The organism is Bradyrhizobium erythrophlei, from assembly GCF_900129505.1.
Taxonomy (GTDB): Bacteria; Pseudomonadota; Alphaproteobacteria; order Rhizobiales; family Xanthobacteraceae; genus Bradyrhizobium; species Bradyrhizobium erythrophlei_D.
Window position 1 is genome coordinate 243,629 of sequence record NZ_LT670818.1, and the last position, 16,091, is coordinate 259,719.

At 64.3% G+C, this 16,091-nt stretch carries 13 protein-coding genes; 4 read left to right on the forward strand and 9 right to left on the reverse strand.

The window, feature by feature from the left end; translation table 11 throughout:
* Positions 1-6: 6 nt before the first annotated feature.
* From B5525_RS01105 to B5525_RS01125, 5 genes are all read right to left on the reverse strand, one after another.
* Positions 7-2,010, reverse strand: a complete 2,004-nt coding sequence (locus B5525_RS01105) for a HAMP domain-containing methyl-accepting chemotaxis protein (protein ID WP_079564124.1) — start codon at positions 2,008-2,010, stop codon at positions 7-9.
* A 310-nt stretch (positions 2,011-2,320) separates the two neighbouring features.
* Positions 2,321-2,554 (reverse strand): DUF6894 family protein, encoded by a 234-nt coding sequence (locus B5525_RS01110; protein ID WP_079572760.1) that lies wholly within the window; start codon positions 2,552-2,554, stop codon positions 2,321-2,323.
* Positions 2,555-2,730: 176 nt separating this feature from the next.
* Positions 2,731-3,330 (reverse strand): hypothetical protein, encoded by a 600-nt coding sequence (locus B5525_RS01115; RefSeq protein WP_079564126.1) that lies wholly within the window; start codon positions 3,328-3,330, stop codon positions 2,731-2,733.
* Between the two features lie 117 nt (positions 3,331-3,447).
* A complete protein-coding gene (locus tag B5525_RS01120; protein ID WP_079564128.1) occupies positions 3,448-4,434 on the reverse strand; it encodes an MDR family oxidoreductase in 987 nt (328 codons plus the stop codon).
* 50 nt (positions 4,435-4,484) lie between these two features.
* A complete protein-coding gene (locus B5525_RS01125; protein ID WP_079564130.1) occupies positions 4,485-5,735 on the reverse strand; it encodes an MFS transporter in 1,251 nt (416 codons plus the stop codon).
* Positions 5,736-6,146: 411 nt separating this feature from the next.
* Between B5525_RS01125 and nadA the strand changes: the two genes are divergently transcribed.
* The 3 genes from nadA (at position 6,147) to nadC (ending at position 9,920) form a co-directional block, all read left to right on the forward strand.
* Positions 6,147-7,259, forward strand: a complete 1,113-nt coding sequence (gene nadA, locus B5525_RS01130; protein ID WP_079564132.1) for a quinolinate synthase NadA — start codon at positions 6,147-6,149, stop codon at positions 7,257-7,259.
* 161 nt (positions 7,260-7,420) lie between these two features.
* Positions 7,421-9,025 (forward strand): L-aspartate oxidase, encoded by a 1,605-nt coding sequence (locus tag B5525_RS01135; RefSeq protein ID WP_079564133.1) that lies wholly within the window; start codon positions 7,421-7,423, stop codon positions 9,023-9,025.
* Between the two features lie 16 nt (positions 9,026-9,041).
* The gene (gene nadC, locus B5525_RS01140) at positions 9,042-9,920 is read left to right on the forward strand and encodes a carboxylating nicotinate-nucleotide diphosphorylase (protein ID WP_154073003.1); all 879 of its coding nucleotides are present in this window, start codon (positions 9,042-9,044) and stop codon (positions 9,918-9,920) included.
* 138 nt (positions 9,921-10,058) lie between these two features.
* Here the strand turns inward: nadC and B5525_RS01145 are convergent, their stop codons facing one another.
* From B5525_RS01145 to B5525_RS01160, 4 genes are all read right to left on the reverse strand, one after another.
* On the reverse strand, positions 10,059-11,510 hold the full coding sequence (locus B5525_RS01145; protein WP_079564137.1) for a cell wall hydrolase: 1,452 nt from the start codon (positions 11,508-11,510) through the stop codon (positions 10,059-10,061).
* A 94-nt stretch (positions 11,511-11,604) separates the two neighbouring features.
* Positions 11,605-11,787, reverse strand: coding sequence for a hypothetical protein (locus B5525_RS01150; RefSeq protein WP_079564139.1), 183 nt, complete (start codon positions 11,785-11,787; stop codon positions 11,605-11,607).
* Between the two features lie 169 nt (positions 11,788-11,956).
* The gene (gene ppdK, locus B5525_RS01155; protein WP_079564140.1) at positions 11,957-14,830 is read right to left on the reverse strand and encodes a pyruvate, phosphate dikinase; all 2,874 of its coding nucleotides are present in this window, start codon (positions 14,828-14,830) and stop codon (positions 11,957-11,959) included.
* A 90-nt stretch (positions 14,831-14,920) separates the two neighbouring features.
* Positions 14,921-15,076, reverse strand: a complete 156-nt coding sequence (locus B5525_RS01160; protein ID WP_079564142.1) for a DUF3096 domain-containing protein — start codon at positions 15,074-15,076, stop codon at positions 14,921-14,923.
* A 255-nt stretch (positions 15,077-15,331) separates the two neighbouring features.
* Between B5525_RS01160 and B5525_RS01165 the strand changes: the two genes are divergently transcribed.
* Positions 15,332-15,712: a DUF1236 domain-containing protein gene (locus tag B5525_RS01165; RefSeq protein WP_079564144.1), complete on the forward strand. Its 381-nt coding sequence runs from the start codon at positions 15,332-15,334 to the stop codon at positions 15,710-15,712.
* Positions 15,713-16,091 lie beyond the last annotated feature (379 nt).

The window sequence follows — 16,091 nt, forward strand, 5'->3', positions numbered from 1 at the left end:
CGGGCATCACGCCGCCCTCACCGTATTGAGAAACCTGTCCACTTCGAGCTTGAGGCGGTTGCTTTCGCGCGACAGCGACTGCGCCGAGGACAGCACCTGCGAGGAGGCCGAGCCGGTCTCGCCGGCGCCGCGCTGCACATCGACGATGTGAGACGAGACCTGCTGGGTGCCGTGCGCGGCCTGCTGCACGTTGCGGGAAATTTCCTGCGTCGCCGCGCCCTGCTCTTCCACCGCAGCCGCAATGGTCGAGGAGATCTCCGACAGTCTTTCGATGGTGCCGCTAATCTCCTTGATCGCGCCGACCGACTCCTGGGTCGCGGCCTGGATGCCCGAGATCTGCTGGCCGATCTCGCCGGTCGCCTTGGCGGTCTGTTCGGCCAAGGCTTTGACTTCCGAGGCGACGACCGCAAAGCCCCGGCCGGCCTCACCGGCTCGCGCGGCCTCGATCGTCGCATTCAACGCCAGCAGATTGGTCTGCCCCGCGATCGTATTGATCAGTTCGACGACGTCGCCGATTCGCGCAGCGGCCTTCGACAATTCGCTGACGCGGTCGTTGGTCTTGCGCGCCTGATCGACCGCCTCGCCTGCCATCCGCGCCGATTCCTGCACCTGGCGGCCGATCTCGTTGACGGACGACGCCATCTCCTCGGTCGCCGAGGCCACCGACTGCACGTTGGTGGAAGCTTCCTCGGAGGCAGCCGCAACCATGGTGGTGAGTTCCTGCGCCCGCGCCGCGGTCGAAGTCAGCGTGCCTGCGGAGGCTTCCAGTTCGGTCGAGGCCGACGACACGGTCTCGACGATCTCGCCGACCGCGGATTCGAAGCTGTCGGCGAGCTTGATCATGTCGGCCTTGCGCTGCTTGGCGGCGATCTGGTCCTGCGTGGCCTTGGCTTCGGCTTCCTCGCGGGCCCTCTCTGCGGCCTTGACCTTGAAGGTCTCGACCGCCTGCGCCATGTCGCCGACCTCGTCCTTGCGGTCGAGACCCGGGAGCACAACGCCGAAATTGCCGCCGGCGAGTTCCTTCATGCCGGAGGTCAGGCCAGACAGCGGCTTGATGATTCCGCGCGCGATCAGGAACGCAATCAACAGGCCGAGCAGTACGGCGGCGCCGGCCACGATTTCCTGCATGGTCTCGGTGCTGTTGATGCGTTCTTGGGTTTCGGCGGTGGTTTTCTTGAAGGCGTTTCCGATCGATTCGATGATGCCGTCGAGTTTTCCGATCGCGCTGAGGGTCAAGGGCGAGACGTCCTTGTAGTAAAGACTGTCGCTGAGCAGCAGGCTGGATCCGGTTTGCTCGAATGCCTCGCCATATTTGACGAGGCTCGCCTTGATGTCCCTGATGGGCGTCGCAAGATTCGGCGGTAGTTCCGCGCTCTCGAGCGCCTCGACATGCTCCAGCGCCTTTCCGAGCTTGGTCTTGAAGGTCGCGATGCCGTTGGGATCGCGGGTCGTCAGCATCCGCCAGTTGGCGACCTCGAGCAGCAGCACCTTGGTTTCGAGCGGCGCCGCTTCCTGCGAGAATTCGGTTTTCTCCGCGACCTCGACGAATTTCTGCACGTCGGCCGCGAGCTTGTCGCCGTCGGAAGACAGCCTGGCGCGCCCCGCGACCATTTGTTTGATGGCATCGCCGAGGGCGTTACGTTTGGCCTTCAAATCCTCGATGTCCTTGGCGATTCGCCGGTAGGCGGCGCGGCGCTCTTCTGCGACTGTTGTCTTTATGACCGCTTCGACCATGTCTGCCGATTTGTTCAGCAGCGTCCCGGCTTCCGTATAGGACTCCTCGTCCTGATCGAAGGCGTAGCGCAGGATAGCGCGGCGGACGGCCTCAAGTTCCGTGGCGATTTCGCCGGCCCGGATGGTGTTGTTGGACTGCAGCGTCATGGTGACGACTTGCGCGCGAATTTCTCCCAACTGCCACACCGCGAAACCCGCCAGCCCCGCGCAGAACAGCACGAGTGCACCGAATCCGGCATAGAGCCGGCCGCTAATTCGGAGACTAAGAAGCGACATGAACCAGTCCTTGCACGTGCGATGTGTTGAAGGCGTCGAAACTCGGCCCCGAGTTGGATGTGCGTTTTGCGCACACACACTGCCCCGCAAGCGCTTTCGACTGATAGCGTTGCGGTTGCACGTTACCGTTAACTGACACCGCGTAAAAATACGGTGAATGAACGGAAAATTCGCCGGCGGCGGGACGCCTCGCGTCTGCCCAATGAAGCGGCACGTCTCTCGACGGCGAACCGCGTGAGCGGCCCACCCGTCGGATTGCCGCCAAGGATTGCAGCGACGAACGCCAGATCCGCTGGCGCAATCGAATTGTTCAGCCCAGCGCTTCGGAGACGAGGCGGATTCTGAACACGGGCTGCCTGGACTCGTCCAGGAGCTCCATATGCCATTCGGCATTTGGCTTCAGGCTGCGCGAAATTCCGCCAAGCAGGTCGGCGCAGACCTTGGTCATCTCGGACCATGCTGCCTCGCGGCTTTCGAATTCCGATCCGTGCTCGGAAGCCCCGGAATAGCGACCATGGCTAATTCGGAAAAAATACAGCGACATTTTTGGACCCATGTTTTTGGGCCGCCCCCACAGCCTGTCGATTTTCGGCAAATTGGAACGGAAATCGCTACCAACACATAAAAGTGCCGGACCGTACGACTACGGCGTCGCGACGCGCCACTCGCCGCTGTCAGCGATTGAACTTATGTGTGGGGGATGCGACGCGACGCGCCCGGTCAATCGGTAGAACGGCGCAGTTCCGGAGCGCTTTCTGCTTTCGGAGACTCGGGCTTCGCCTCAGACTTGACCGGTTCGATCCGGGTAGCCTCGACATGCGGGGTCTCGACCCGGACCGTCACTTCGGCACGCGACACGCCCACCGAGCCGGTTCGCTCCTGCGCATGCAGCGAACGCGGGTGGACCACGGCGCGCGCCATCAGCATTTGCGCCGCGCCCTGGTGCTGGAAATCGCAATAGGCGAAGCCCATGCCCGAAACCGATCCGCGGAAGCTGCGGTCGTCCTTCTTCTCGAGATTGAAGCACGGCTCGAACGGAATGCCCTTGATCGAGGCGCAGACAGCCTGGCCGCGAATCTGCAACGTGTTGCCGGGCAGCCGCATGCGACGAATAGGACCGGAGCCGGCGAATTGCACCGCGCCGGCCGCGCCCATATCATCGAGGATCCGGCCTGCGCCGCGGGTACCGTCGAAACAGGTAAATGCGAAAACCTTGCCGCTGACGAACCTGCGGGCCTCATCGGCATTCATCATTCCGGCCATGGCCGGCGCAATTACCGCACTGGCCGTGACGGCCCCCAACACGAAACGCGCAAGCATGCTGTAACTCCGACTGTACTAGAGCGCGGGCAACGCCTGATAGTAGTCTTTACCCGCTGCTTACCATACCAACCGTGGCAACATTGGAGCAGCTTGGTTGGTAAAGTCTGAACGCCGTTATAGAATTTTTACCACGATTCGACCGCGCACCTGCCCGGCAAGGATCCTGGCGCCGGCGTCGATAACTCCGTCTAGACCAATTTCATGAGTGATTTCAGCAAGTTTCGTCCGGTCCAGGTCGCTGGCGAGACGGCTCCAGGCGGTTTTTCGCTGCTCGATCGGGCACATCACGGAATCGATGCCGAGAAGGCACACCCCGCGTAAAATAAACGGGGCCACCGAGGTCGGCAGGTCCATACCGGCGGCCAGGCCGCAGGCGGCGATGGCGCCGCCATATTTCGTCATCGAGAGCAGGTTGGCCAGCGTGGTCGAGCCGACACTGTCGATGCCGCCGGCCCAGCGTTCCCTGGCCAGCGGCTTGGCCGGTCCCGACAGTTCATTGCGGTCGATCACCTCGGCAGCACCAAGCGCCTTCAGATAGGGCGCCTCCGACATCCGGCCGGTGGAGGCGATCACGGAATACCCGAGCTTCGAGAGCACCGCGATCGCAACCGAGCCGACGCCGCCGGCAGCACCGGTGACGACAACGGGACCGTGCTTCGGGGTGAGGCCCTGCTTCTCCAGCGCCAGTACCGAGAGCATCGCGGTGTAGCCGGCGGTGCCGATCGCCATCGCGTCGCGCGGCGACATGCCCTCCGGCAGCCGCACCAGCCAGTCGCCCTTGACGCGCGCCTTCTCGGCGTAGGCGCCGAGATGGGTTTCGCCCATGCCCCAGCCGTCGCAGATCACCATGTCGCCGGGCTTCCATTGCGGATGCGACGACTGCTCCACGGTGCCCGCGAGATCGATGCCCGCGATCATCGGAAAGCGACGTACGACCGGCGCCTTGCCGGTCACGGCAAGCCCGTCCTTGTAGTTCACCGTCGACCATTCGACCCGCACCGTGACGTCGCCCTCCATCAACTCCGCTTCATCGAACTGAGTGAGCGTGGCGACCGTGCCTTTGTCCGCCTTGTCGATCCTGATGGCCTTGAACGTTCCCACCGCAAACTCTCCTGAAATTTCTGATTTGAATTTGCCGGACTTTGAACGGTCTAGGCCGGTTGCGCAACCGGGCGCGCCACCGGCGCCTCGACGATCGGCAGGTTGATCAGCGCCGACAGCACGCCGAACAGCACCGACAGCCACCAGATCGGCGTGTACGATCCGAACTTCTCGAACACCATCCCACCGAGCAGCACACCGAGGAAGCCGCCGACCTGATGGCTGACGAAGGCAAAACCGTACAGCGTCGCAAACCAGCGGGTGCCGAACATGATGGCCACCAGCGCCGAGGTCGGCGGCACCGTCGACAGCCAGGTCAGGCCGGTGATGGCGCCGAACATGATCGCGGAGAAGGTAGTTATCGGGAACGAGACGAAGGCGAGGATCGACAGCGCGCGTGTGAAATAGATCACCGACAGGATGTAACGCTTCGGCAGCCGGTTCTGCAGCCAGCCGACGCTGAGCGAGCCGATGATATTGAACAGCCCGATCGCGGCGATCACCCAGCCGCCGGTTTGCGCCGGGATACCGCGGTCGACCAGATAGGCCGGCAAATGCACGGTGATGAAGGCGAGCTGAAAGCCGCAGGTGAAGAAACCGAGTATCAGCAGCACATAAGACCTGTGGCCGAACGCTTCCGCCAGCGCGGTCTTGAACGACTGCTGGGCCACAGCAGTCACGTGGCCCGAAGTCGCGGGCGGCGTAGCCAGCGCGAGCGACAGCGGCACGATCAACAGCATCAGGCCAGCGAAAACCATCAACGCCGTCTGCCAGCCAAAATTGCCGATCATCGCCACGCCGAAGGGCGCGAACAGGAACTGCCCGAACGATCCGGCAGCGGTGCCGGCGCCAAGCGCCAGGCCCCGCCGCTCGAGCGGCAACAGCTTGCTGAATGCGGACAGCACCAGATTGAACGAGCAGCCGGACAGGCCAAAGCCGATCAGGACGCCGGCGCCGATATTGAGCGACAAAGGCGTCGCGGCGTAGCGCATCATCACAAGGCCGCCGGCGTAGAGCACCGCGCCGACGCACATCACGCGCAACACGCCGAACCGGTCGGCGATCGCGCCGGCGACGGGCTGGCCCAGCCCCCACAATAAATTCTGCACGGCAATCGCAAGGCCGAAGACATCACGACCCCACGAAAATTCCCGGCTCATCGGCTGGACAAAAAAGCCAACGCTCGATCGGGGTCCGAAGCTCAGCAGGGCGATCGCGCAGCCGCAGACGATGATCACCAGCGCCGTGCGCCAGCTCCTCGCCGCGGCAGACAAACGGAGATCGCCCTCGGTGGTGGCCATGCAGATTCCCTTTGCGTTTGGACGGATCCCGGACGAGGGTCGACGGCTGCGCGAAGTGCGAAGCCCGCCGGCAAATCGGCGCTGCGGGGAAGTTAATGCATTCGCATGGAAACCCCAACCGCGATATTGGCCCCGGCTCAATCCGCATTGCAGCGTTGCAAACCTGCGCAGGTAGTGCCGCCGATTTGATCGCCCCTGAGTCTGGCAAACCCCGGGGCTGCATGCTACATCTGATTTGCTCGTTGTGAGTATAAGTAAAGTGGGTGTGATCCGCCAAACTCGCTGCAAAGCCGCGGGTTGGTTGGGATCCAGACCACGCAGCTAAAGGAAACCGCCGGCCATCAGGCCGGATTACTCAAACGCTTAATATGCTCATATTGAGTATATTAAGCGCGCCAAGGGAGGCCTGCCATGCCGATCGCTGCAATCTACGGTCCTGAAGATTTCGGCCAGCCCGCTCCAGGGCATTCCGCCGCTGTGCCGCGCAGCCGCGTCAGCCCAGCCCAGCGCGCCGGTGCGCTGCCGATGCCGTCGCTGGAATGGACGCCCGAGGTCGAGCGCTCGACCGCGCATCTCTATGAGCGGGTCAAGAACGTGATCTCGCCGATCGAGTGGCCGCTGATGGCGCCCACCATCAAGGCCATCAATGAGCTGAAGAAAACCCGCGACGCGGTCATCCTGGCGCATAATTACCAGACCCCGGAGATCTTCCATTGCGTCGCCGATATCAGGGGCGACTCGCTGCAGCTCGCGATCGAAGCGACCAGGGTGAAGTCCGACATCATTGTGCAATGCGGCGTGCACTTCATGGCGGAGACCTCGAAGATCCTGAATCCGCACAAGACGGTGCTGATCCCTGATTCCCGCGCCGGCTGCTCGCTGGCCTCGAGCATCACCGGCGCCGATGTGCGGCTGTTGCGCGAACGTTTTCCGGGCGTGCCCGTGGTGGCCTATGTCAACACCTCGGCCGAGGTGAAGGCGGAGGTCGACATCTGCTGCACCTCGTCCAACGCCGTGCAGGTGGTCGAGAGCCTCAACGCGCCGACGGTGATCTTCCTGCCGGATCAGTACCTGGCGAGATATGTCGCGTCGAAAACCGACGTGAAGATCATCGCCTGGAAGGGCGCCTGCGAGGTGCACGAACGTTTTACGGGCGACGAGCTGCGCGCGTATCGCGAGGCCGATCCGACGGTGCAGATCATCGCGCATCCGGAATGCCCGCCCGACGTGTTGGCGGAGGCCGATTTCACCGGCTCGACCGCGCACATGATCGACTGGGTCCGCAACAGGCGTCCGAAGCGCCTAGTGATGATCACCGAGTGCTCGATGGCCGACAATGTGCGGGCCGAACTGCCCGACATCGAGATGGTGCAGCCGTGCAATCTGTGCCCGCACATGAAGCGCATCACGCTGCCGAAGATTTTGGACAGCCTGCTCACGCTCCGTGAGGAAGTCAGTATCGATCCCCTGATCGCCGAGAAAGCGCGGCGTTCGGTGGAGCGCATGATCAACCTGAAGAATTGAGGGACTGTCGTCCCCGCCAGGCGCGGCGTGAGCCGAGACCATATTCCGCGGCCTTCGTTTTGGGAAAGATCGAATAAACAGCAGCGCATCTGTGACTATGGGTCCCCGCTCCCGTGCGCAATCGCGCACTAGGCGGGGACGACGAAGAGCGAGGATCCGATATGAATAACCAACCTCACGACCTCACCCGCAAAACCGATCACGTCGTCATCGTCGGCGGCGGCCTCGCCGGATTGTTCTGCGCGTTGAAACTCGCGCCGCGCCTGGTCACCGTCATTTCCGCAGCACCTCTGGGCCAGGGCGCCTCGACAGCGTGGGCACAAGGCGGCATCGCCGCCGCGGTCGCCGAGGGCGACAGCGCGGAGGCGCACGCAGCCGACACGGTCGCAGCCGGCGCGGGCCTGGTTGACGAGACGATCGCACTTGGAATCGCCCGCGAAGCCGGCGCCCGTATCCACGACCTCCTGCGCTACGGCGTGCCCTTCGATCGCGACCTCGAAGGCAGGCTCGCGGTCGGACGCGAAGCCGCGCATTCCGCGCGGCGCATCGTCCATGTGCGCGGCGACATGGCGGGCCAGGCGATCATATCGGCGCTGGCGGACGCGGTACGCGGCACGCCCTCGATCCGCGTGATCGAAGGCTACGCCGCCGAAGCGCTGTTGACCGAGGACAACGCGGTCACCGGGCTGCAACTGCGGAAGGTCGGCGACGCCGGCGCAAGACCCGTAATCATCGCATCGCGCACGGTGGTGCTGGCAACCGGCGGCATCGGGCACCTCTATGCCGTGACCACCAATCCGGCCGAGGCCAGTGGATCGGGGCTTGCGATCGCCGCGCGTGCCGGCGCGGTCATCGCCGATCCGGAATTCGTGCAGTTTCATCCGACCGCGATCATGGCCGGCCGCGATCCGGCGCCGCTGGCCACCGAAGCCTTGCGCGGCGAAGGCGCGACGCTGATCAACGACAAGGGCGAACGCTTCATGCTGGCACGGCATGAGTTCGCTGAACTGGCGCCGCGCGATGTCGTGGCGCGCGGCGTGTTCGCCGAAATCGCCGCCGGCCGCAGCGCATTCCTCGACGCGCGCGCAGCGCTGGGCCCGCGCTTTGCCAAAAAATTTCCGACCGTTTATGCGAGCTGCATCGCCGCCGGCATCGATCCGGCCAGACAGCCGATCCCGGTGGCGCCCGCCGCGCATTATCACATGGGCGGCATCGCGGTCGATGCGCATGGCCGCAGCTCGCTCAGGGGATTGTGGGCTGGCGGCGAAGTGTCGTCGACCGGCGCGCATGGCGCCAACCGGCTGGCGTCGAACTCGCTGCTCGAAGCCGTGGTCTATGCCGCGCGCATCGCCGAAGACATCGACGGCAGCAGCATTGCCTCGCTTGGCCGCTTGGCGACGCCGATAGAGCTGCGAAATTGCGCGTTCTCTGCGGCGTCGGAAGCCGGGCTGCGCGCGATGATGACCTCGCATGTCGGCGTGATCCGCGATGGCGAACGTCTCGCCGAAGCCGTGCGGACGTTTGCGGCCATCGAACGGGATGCCGACAATGTCGCGCTGCGCAACATGGCCACGACCGCGCTGCTGGTCGCGGCCTCGGCTTGGGCGCGGCGCGAAAGCCGTGGCGCGCAATACCGCATCGATTATCCGGCCGAGCGGCCGCAGCTCAAGCATCGCACCCGGACCACGCTAACAGCGGCACGCGAGATCGCGGCCTCGCTTTCCGCCCGCGCCGAGCTTCGCGCACCGCAACCGATGACCGCCTGAAATGGAGACTCCCATCGTGACCACACCCGCCTCGCTGTTGCACCCGGATGCGTTTCTGTCGCCGCTCGCCATCGACGAGGCCGTGCAGCGCGCGCTCGAGGAGGATCTGGGCCGCGCCGGAGACATTACGTCGATGGCCACCATTCCCGAGACGGCCCCTGCCCGCGCCGTCCTGGTAGCGCGGCAGGCCGGCGTCATCGCCGGATTGCCGCTGGGGGTCGCGACGTTTCAAAAGCTGTCGCCGCATCTTCATATAGAGGCGCATTACCGCGACGGCGCGACCGTCGCCGCCGGGGTGCAGGTGCTGACGATTTCGGGCCCCGCGCGCGCCGTGCTGGGCGGCGAGCGCACCGCGCTGAATTTCATCGGCCGGCTGTCCGGCGTCGCCACCCTCACGTCGGATTATGTGCGTCACACCGCCGGCACCGGGATGCGCATCTGCTGCACCCGCAAAACCACCCCGGGCCTGCGCGCGCTCGAAAAATACGCGGTGCGCTGCGGCGGCGGCTTCAATCACCGTTTCGGACTAGACGATGCCATTCTGATCAAGGACAACCATATCGCGGTTGCCGGCGGCATCCGCCCGGTACTGGAACGCGCCCGCGCCCATATCGGCCATCTGGTCAAGGTCGAGATCGAGGTCGACACTTTGAAGCAGCTGCGCGAAGTGCTCGACAGCGGCCTCGCCGACGTGGTGCTGCTCGACAATATGGATATCGCCGAATTGACCGAAGCGGTGAAGCTGACGAGAGGGCGCGTGGTGCTGGAGGCTTCCGGCGGCGTCACCCAGGATTCGATCGCCGGGATCGCCGCCACCGGCGTCGATTATGCCTCGGCCGGCGCGCTGACGCATTCGGCGCCAAATTTCGACGTCGCGCTGGACATCGATGCGTGACCTGCTCTTGGATGCGGATCCACAATGGTCGTCATACCCCGCGCGTGCGGGGTATCCAGTACGCCGCGGCTTCACGGCTTCATCACTGACGTCTCTGGAATACTGGATCACCCGCAGGCGGGTGATGACGGCGGTGAGCTACCTTCGCACCGTCGTCTCGGATATTTCCGCCGAGCTCTTCGCCTCTTCCGCGAGCTCTGCGGAAATTGCCGCGGTCTGCTTCGGTGTTCCCCAGCTCGGCGCATCGCTGCCGTCGCCCCAGGCGCGCGGGCGGTAGAAGGTGTGCACGCCGAACTTGTACATCTTCTTCATTTCGCTGACCCAGGACGGGTGCACCCAATAGGCGTGGTAGTGGGTCGATTTCGCCACTTCCGGCAACCAGAGCTGGCCGTCGAGCATCGCCTTGGCGATCTTTTTGGCGCGGTCCCACATGTCGGGTTCGCGCACGACGTCGGCGACGTTGTCGCAGGCGAAGGTGAACTGGCAGGCGTAGTGCCTGTGCTTGTTCTGGTAGACCACGCCGCACACCGTGTTCGGATAGAAGCCGGAGAAGGTGCGGTTCATCACCACCTGGGCCACCGCGATCTGACCGCGCACGGCTTCGCCGCGGGCCTCGAAATAGACGGCTTCGGCGAGGCACTTCTCGGACTTGGCGCGTGATTTCTCGTCCAGCAGGCCGAGACGTTCGGCCGGCGTCTTGGCCTGCTGATTGTCGGAATTGACCTCGCCCTTGGGGGCGACGCTCTCGCCGCTCTCGCCGAGCTTGGCGGCTTCGTCCGCGACGGGCGGCAGCGACGTCATCACCTTCATGTCGGGATCGGGCAGTCTCGTCACGATCGACGGTTCCTCGCCGGGCCGCCAGCGCTCGATGTTTTCTGCCGGAGCGCCGAGCGAGGCGCTTCCGAAGAACAGGCTTGCGGTTTTCACCGAAAAACCGTCGCGCGAGGGTGCCGCTTCCAGCGCAAGCGGCGAGGCATCGGGTGCGGCCTTCAGATCGTCGAGCGGCTGGGACTCCAGCGACATCGAAACATCGTATTGCGCGAGCGGCGGCGCGCTCAGCGCTTCCTGGAGTTCGGGATCGAGCGGCGCCTTTGCGACAGGCGGCGCGGCGTCGGCGGTTTTCGCGCCTCTGACCGAAGCGTTCGAGGTCGCGGGATTCTCCAGCGAGGGTGCGGCATCGGCCGGCGCCGGCGCCTGCAGCGGAGCGATGACCAGGCGATCGCCCTTCAGCGTGCGATCGACCTTGGGGAAATCCGCAGCCTGATAGCGCGGCGGCGTCACCACGATCGGGTTGCGCGTCACTGAGCCGGTGATGTCGATGCCCTGGTTGTTGAGGCTGGCCAGCACAAAGCTCGCCGGATGCGGAATCGAGGTTCCGATCGGACGGCCGAAAGAGTAGGTGGCGAGCTGGATATTGCTGGCGGCGGAGAACACCCGCGTCTGCCAGCGTTCTGCGACGCCCGGCTGGCGAGCCAGCAGCGAGGCTATGTCCTGATATCCAATCTCGTTCGGCAGCAATGCGAAGACGCAGAGGCCGATTCCGAAGGACGCGAACCGCGCGCCCTTCGGCCGGTTACGCAACACTGACATCGATACGCTCACGCAACGCTTACACTGATCGAACTTCAGTACATCCGTGCAATTCGATCTTTTTTGTTGGTATCGAATTTAGGTTGCCGGGGAGTTAACCGGCGTTGCCCGCGCGATACAGGCAAGCGATTGCTGCGATGGGCGCGACCACATCGAAAATGTTGGTAAACAGCGGCTCGATCGAATTGGTAAATATCCGGTCAACGAAAATGGTGAAGGAATTTCTCCGCGCCATGCGGATTCGTTGGTCCGGGTTCCATTTGCCAATGGCCGTCATTGCGAGCCAACGGGTCGCGCGACTGCGCGCCCGATGACAGGCTCCGCGAAGCAATCCATCGCGCGGCAAAAAGAAAGCTGGATTGCTTCGTCGCTGCGCTCCTCGCAATGACGGCTAGTCAGTCATGTCCCGACATGACGCCGTTCCAAATCGCTGCGCTGCGAAGACCTCACGCCTGGCTGGCGACGGTCTTGCCGAGTGCGGCCTGCGCCGCAGCGAGCCGCGCGATCGGCACGCGGTAGGGCGAACAGGAGACGTAATCCAGTCCGATCTCGTGGCAGAACGCGACGGAAGCGGGATCGCCGCCATGCTCGCCGCAGATCCCGACCTTGAGACTGGGACGGGTCTTGCGCCCGCGCGCCACGCCGATCTTCACCAGCTCGCCGACGCCGTCGCGATCGACCGAGATGAACGGGTCGATCTCCAGGATGCCCTTGGCGATGTAGGTGCCGAGGAAGCTCGCCGCGTCGTCGCGGCTGATGCCGTAGGTGGTCTGGGTCAGGTCGTTGGTACCGAACGAGAAGAACTCCGCGGTCTTGGCGATATCGCCGGCTAGCAGGCAGGCGCGCGGCAGCTCGATCATGGTGCCGACCTGGTAGACGAGCTTCTTGCCCGTCTCCTTCATCACCGACTGCGCGGTGGCGTCGATCCGCGCCTTGACCAGATCGAATTCCATCTTGGTCGCGATCAGCGGCACCATGACCTCGAGGCCGACGGCCTTGCCGGTGCGCTTCTCCGCTTCGACCGCGGCCTCGAAGATCGCGCGCGCCTGCATTTCGGCGATCTCCGGATAGGAGATAGCCAGCCGACAGCCGCGGAAGCCGAGCATCGGATTGAATTCGGCGAGATCGCGGGCGCGATCGGCGAGCTTGCGCGGATCGGTGTTCATCGCCCGCGCCACTTCCTCGATCTCGGCCTGGGTGTGCGGCAGGAACTCGTGCAGCGGCGGATCGAGCAGCCGGATCGTCACCGGCAGGCCCTTCATGATTTCGAACAGTTCGACGAAGTCGGCGCGCTGCATCGGCAACAGCTTCGCCAATGCGGCGCGACGGGTCTGCTCGTCCTCGGCGAGGATCATCTCGCGCACGGTGCGGATCCGCGTCTCCTCGAAGAACATGTGCTCGGTGCGGCACAGCCCGATGCCCTCGGCGCCGAACTTGATGGCGGTGCGGGCGTCGTCCGGCGTGTCGGCATTGACGCGAACGCCGAGCTTGCGGACGGAATCGGCCCAGCCCATCAGGGTGCCGAACTCGCCCGACAAGGCCGGCTCGATCATCGGCATCCGCCCGGCCAGCACCTGACCCAGCGATCCGTCGATGGTGATGACGTCGCCGGTCTTGAAGGTGCGCGCGCCGATGCTCATGGTGCCGCGGCCGTAATCGACGCGGATGGTGCCGCAGCCGGAGACGCAGGGCTTGCCCATGCCGCGGGCGACCACCGCGGCGTGCGAGGTCATGCCGCCGCGCGTGGTCAGGATGCCTTCGGCCGCGTGCATGCCGTGGATGTCTTCCGGGCTGGTCTCGATCCGCACCAGGATCACCTTGCGTCCGTCGGCCTGCAGTTTTGCAGCCTCGTCGGAAGAGAATACGATTTCGCCCGAGGCGGCGCCGGGCGAGGCCGGTAGGCCGGTGGCGATCACGTCGCGCTTGGCCGAAGGATCGATGGTCGGGTGCAGCAGCTGATCGAGCGAAGCCGGATCGATCCGCGTCACCGCGTCCTTCTTGGAAATCAGCCCTTCATTGGCGAGCTCGACGGCGATGCGCAGCGCGGCCTTCGCGGTGCGCTTGCCGCCGCGGGTCTGCAGCATCCACAGCTTGCCCTGCTCGACCGTGAACTCCATGTCCTGCATGTCGCGGTAATGCTTCTCGAGCAGGGTGTAGATCCGCGTCAGTTCCTTGAACGCCTCGGGCATCGCGGTTTCCATCGACGCCTTGTCGGAGCCGGATTCCGTCCGCGCATATTCGGTGATGTCCTGCGGCGTGCGAATGCCCGCCACCACGTCCTCGCCCTGCGCGTTGATCAGGAATTCGCCGTACAGCTTGCTCTCGCCGGTCGAGGGATTGCGTGTGAACGCAACGCCGGTCGCCGACGTCTCGCCCATGTTGCCGAACACCATCGCCTGCACGTTGACCGCGGTGCCCCAGGATTCCGGAATGTCGTGCAGCCGCCGGTAGGTCACCGCGCGTGCGTTCATCCAGGATGAGAACACAGCACCGATCGCGCCCCACAACTGGTCGTGCGGATCCTGCGGGAAATCCTTGCCGGTTTCGCGTGCCACCGCGTCCTTGTAGCGGCCGACCAGTTCGATCCAGTCGTCGCCGGTGAGGTCGGTGTCAAGCGTATAGCCCTGGCTGTCCTTGAAGGTGTCGAGGATATCCTCGAAGTGCGAATGTTCGAAGCCGAGCACCACGTCGGAATACATGGTGATGAAGCGGCGGTAGCTGTCATAGGCGAAGCGGCGGTCGCCGGACATTTCCGCCAGTGCTTCGACGGTCGCATCGTTGAGCCCGAGATTGAGCACGGTATCCATCATGCCCGGCATCGAGGCGCGGCCGCCGGAGCGCACCGACACCAGCAGCGGATTTTTGGAGTCGCCGAACGCCTTGCCGGTGATCTTGCCGACGTGATCGAGCGCCTTTTCCACCTGCGCCTTCAATGCCCCAGGATAGGTCTTTTCGTGCGCGTAGAAGTAAGTGCAGACCGAGGTCGGAATGGTGAAGCCGGGAGGCACCGGCAGGCCGAGATTGGCCATCTCGGCGAGATTGGCGCCCTTGCCGCCGAGCAGATCGCGCATCTCCGCTTTGCCCTCGGCCTTGCCGTCACCAAATGTGAACACCCATTTGCCGGCTTTGGGCGCGCCTGCCGCGGGCTTGGCTGCGACAACTTTCCCGGCTGGCTTGCTCGCGGGCTTTGGCGCCGGCTTGGGCGGGCTCTTCTTGAGCGCCGTGCGGGCCGAGGCCGTCGGCGCGGGCTTGGCCCGGACCGCCACGGAGGGCTTTGATTTCACTGCGGTTTTCTTGGTCTTCGTGACGGCTTTGGCCATGACTGCAAATAATCCGCGAGAAGAGGGAAAGTTGCGCGCCTTACACCACTTTGAGGGGTTCCGCGCAAGGCGCGCGGCCGGTTTTAACCGCTACATATGCAGCCATCGGAGCAGCCCGAGGCCGACCAGCCCGACGAAGATCAGGTAGATCGCGACCACGAAATTGAGAAACCGCGGCATGATCAGAATGAGAATGCCTGCGATCAGCGCCACGATGGCCGGAATGTGGGTAGCCGTAATGGTCATAGAACTCTCCGGAACGAGGTTTGCGGGAGGAAATTGGTGGGAAAGCCGAATCGAGGCCGGCATTTTATCCGTCGGCGCGGTTCCCCGATAGGAGACGCGCCCGCCTTTGTCCGGTTCCGGCGCTCACAGAAAATGCCGAAAAATGCCGCGTGTGAGGCCACGCTTTCCGGGGAACGATGCCGCGCGCGATGAATTGGCAGGGCATTGCGTGTCGGGCCAAGGGCCGGCGCGCAGTCAACGTGAAGGAGTTTCAGCATGCGGTACAAATTACTTGCCATCGCGGCGATTGCCGGCGCCACGGCTGCGGCCGGCGGCTTGGCCGCACCGATCGCGGCGCAGGCGCAAGGCGTGGTCACGACCGGCGTCGCGCGCGGCCCGGTGATCGTCACTGACGACGCCGATGGCATCGCCGTCGACCAGCGGCCGGCGTTCCGCGAATACATCGTGCGCGAGCGCGTGCCGAACTACACCATTCCCGATCGCGTGGTCGTCGGCGGCGTGCTGCCGGAGACCGGCGTCACCTATTACGACGTGCCGCAATCGTTCGGCGTCACGCCCTATCGCTACACCGTGGTGAACGGCCGGACCGTGCTGGTCGAACCGCGCTCGCGTCGCATCGTTCAGGTGGTTGAGTAAGTCGCCTGAACGATCTGTCCGAAAAGCCCGCAGCGGCGCTTTTCCGGACATCAGGCCCCGTCCGGTCCCCCCGCCGGGCGGGGCTTTTTTGGTGTTTGCCTTCGAACCCGTGCATGCGAATTTCACAAGAGTATCATCTACAGACACAGCTTCGCGATCTCGCGGCGCCATTTGCCCGAGCTTTGCTACCAAATTTCCTTGCCCTCCCATCCGAGGGCGCAGGGAATGCCGGGCGCCCGATGCGCCCGATAGCCGCGTGTGCAATGGTAGAGAGCAAAGAGCACACGCGTTAGTCAGGACACACCGGCATCACCCGGCATTCCCCGCGCAATGGTTTTAACGGCTTCCTTCGCGCTCTTCCCGGTGACCGGGCTTTCTT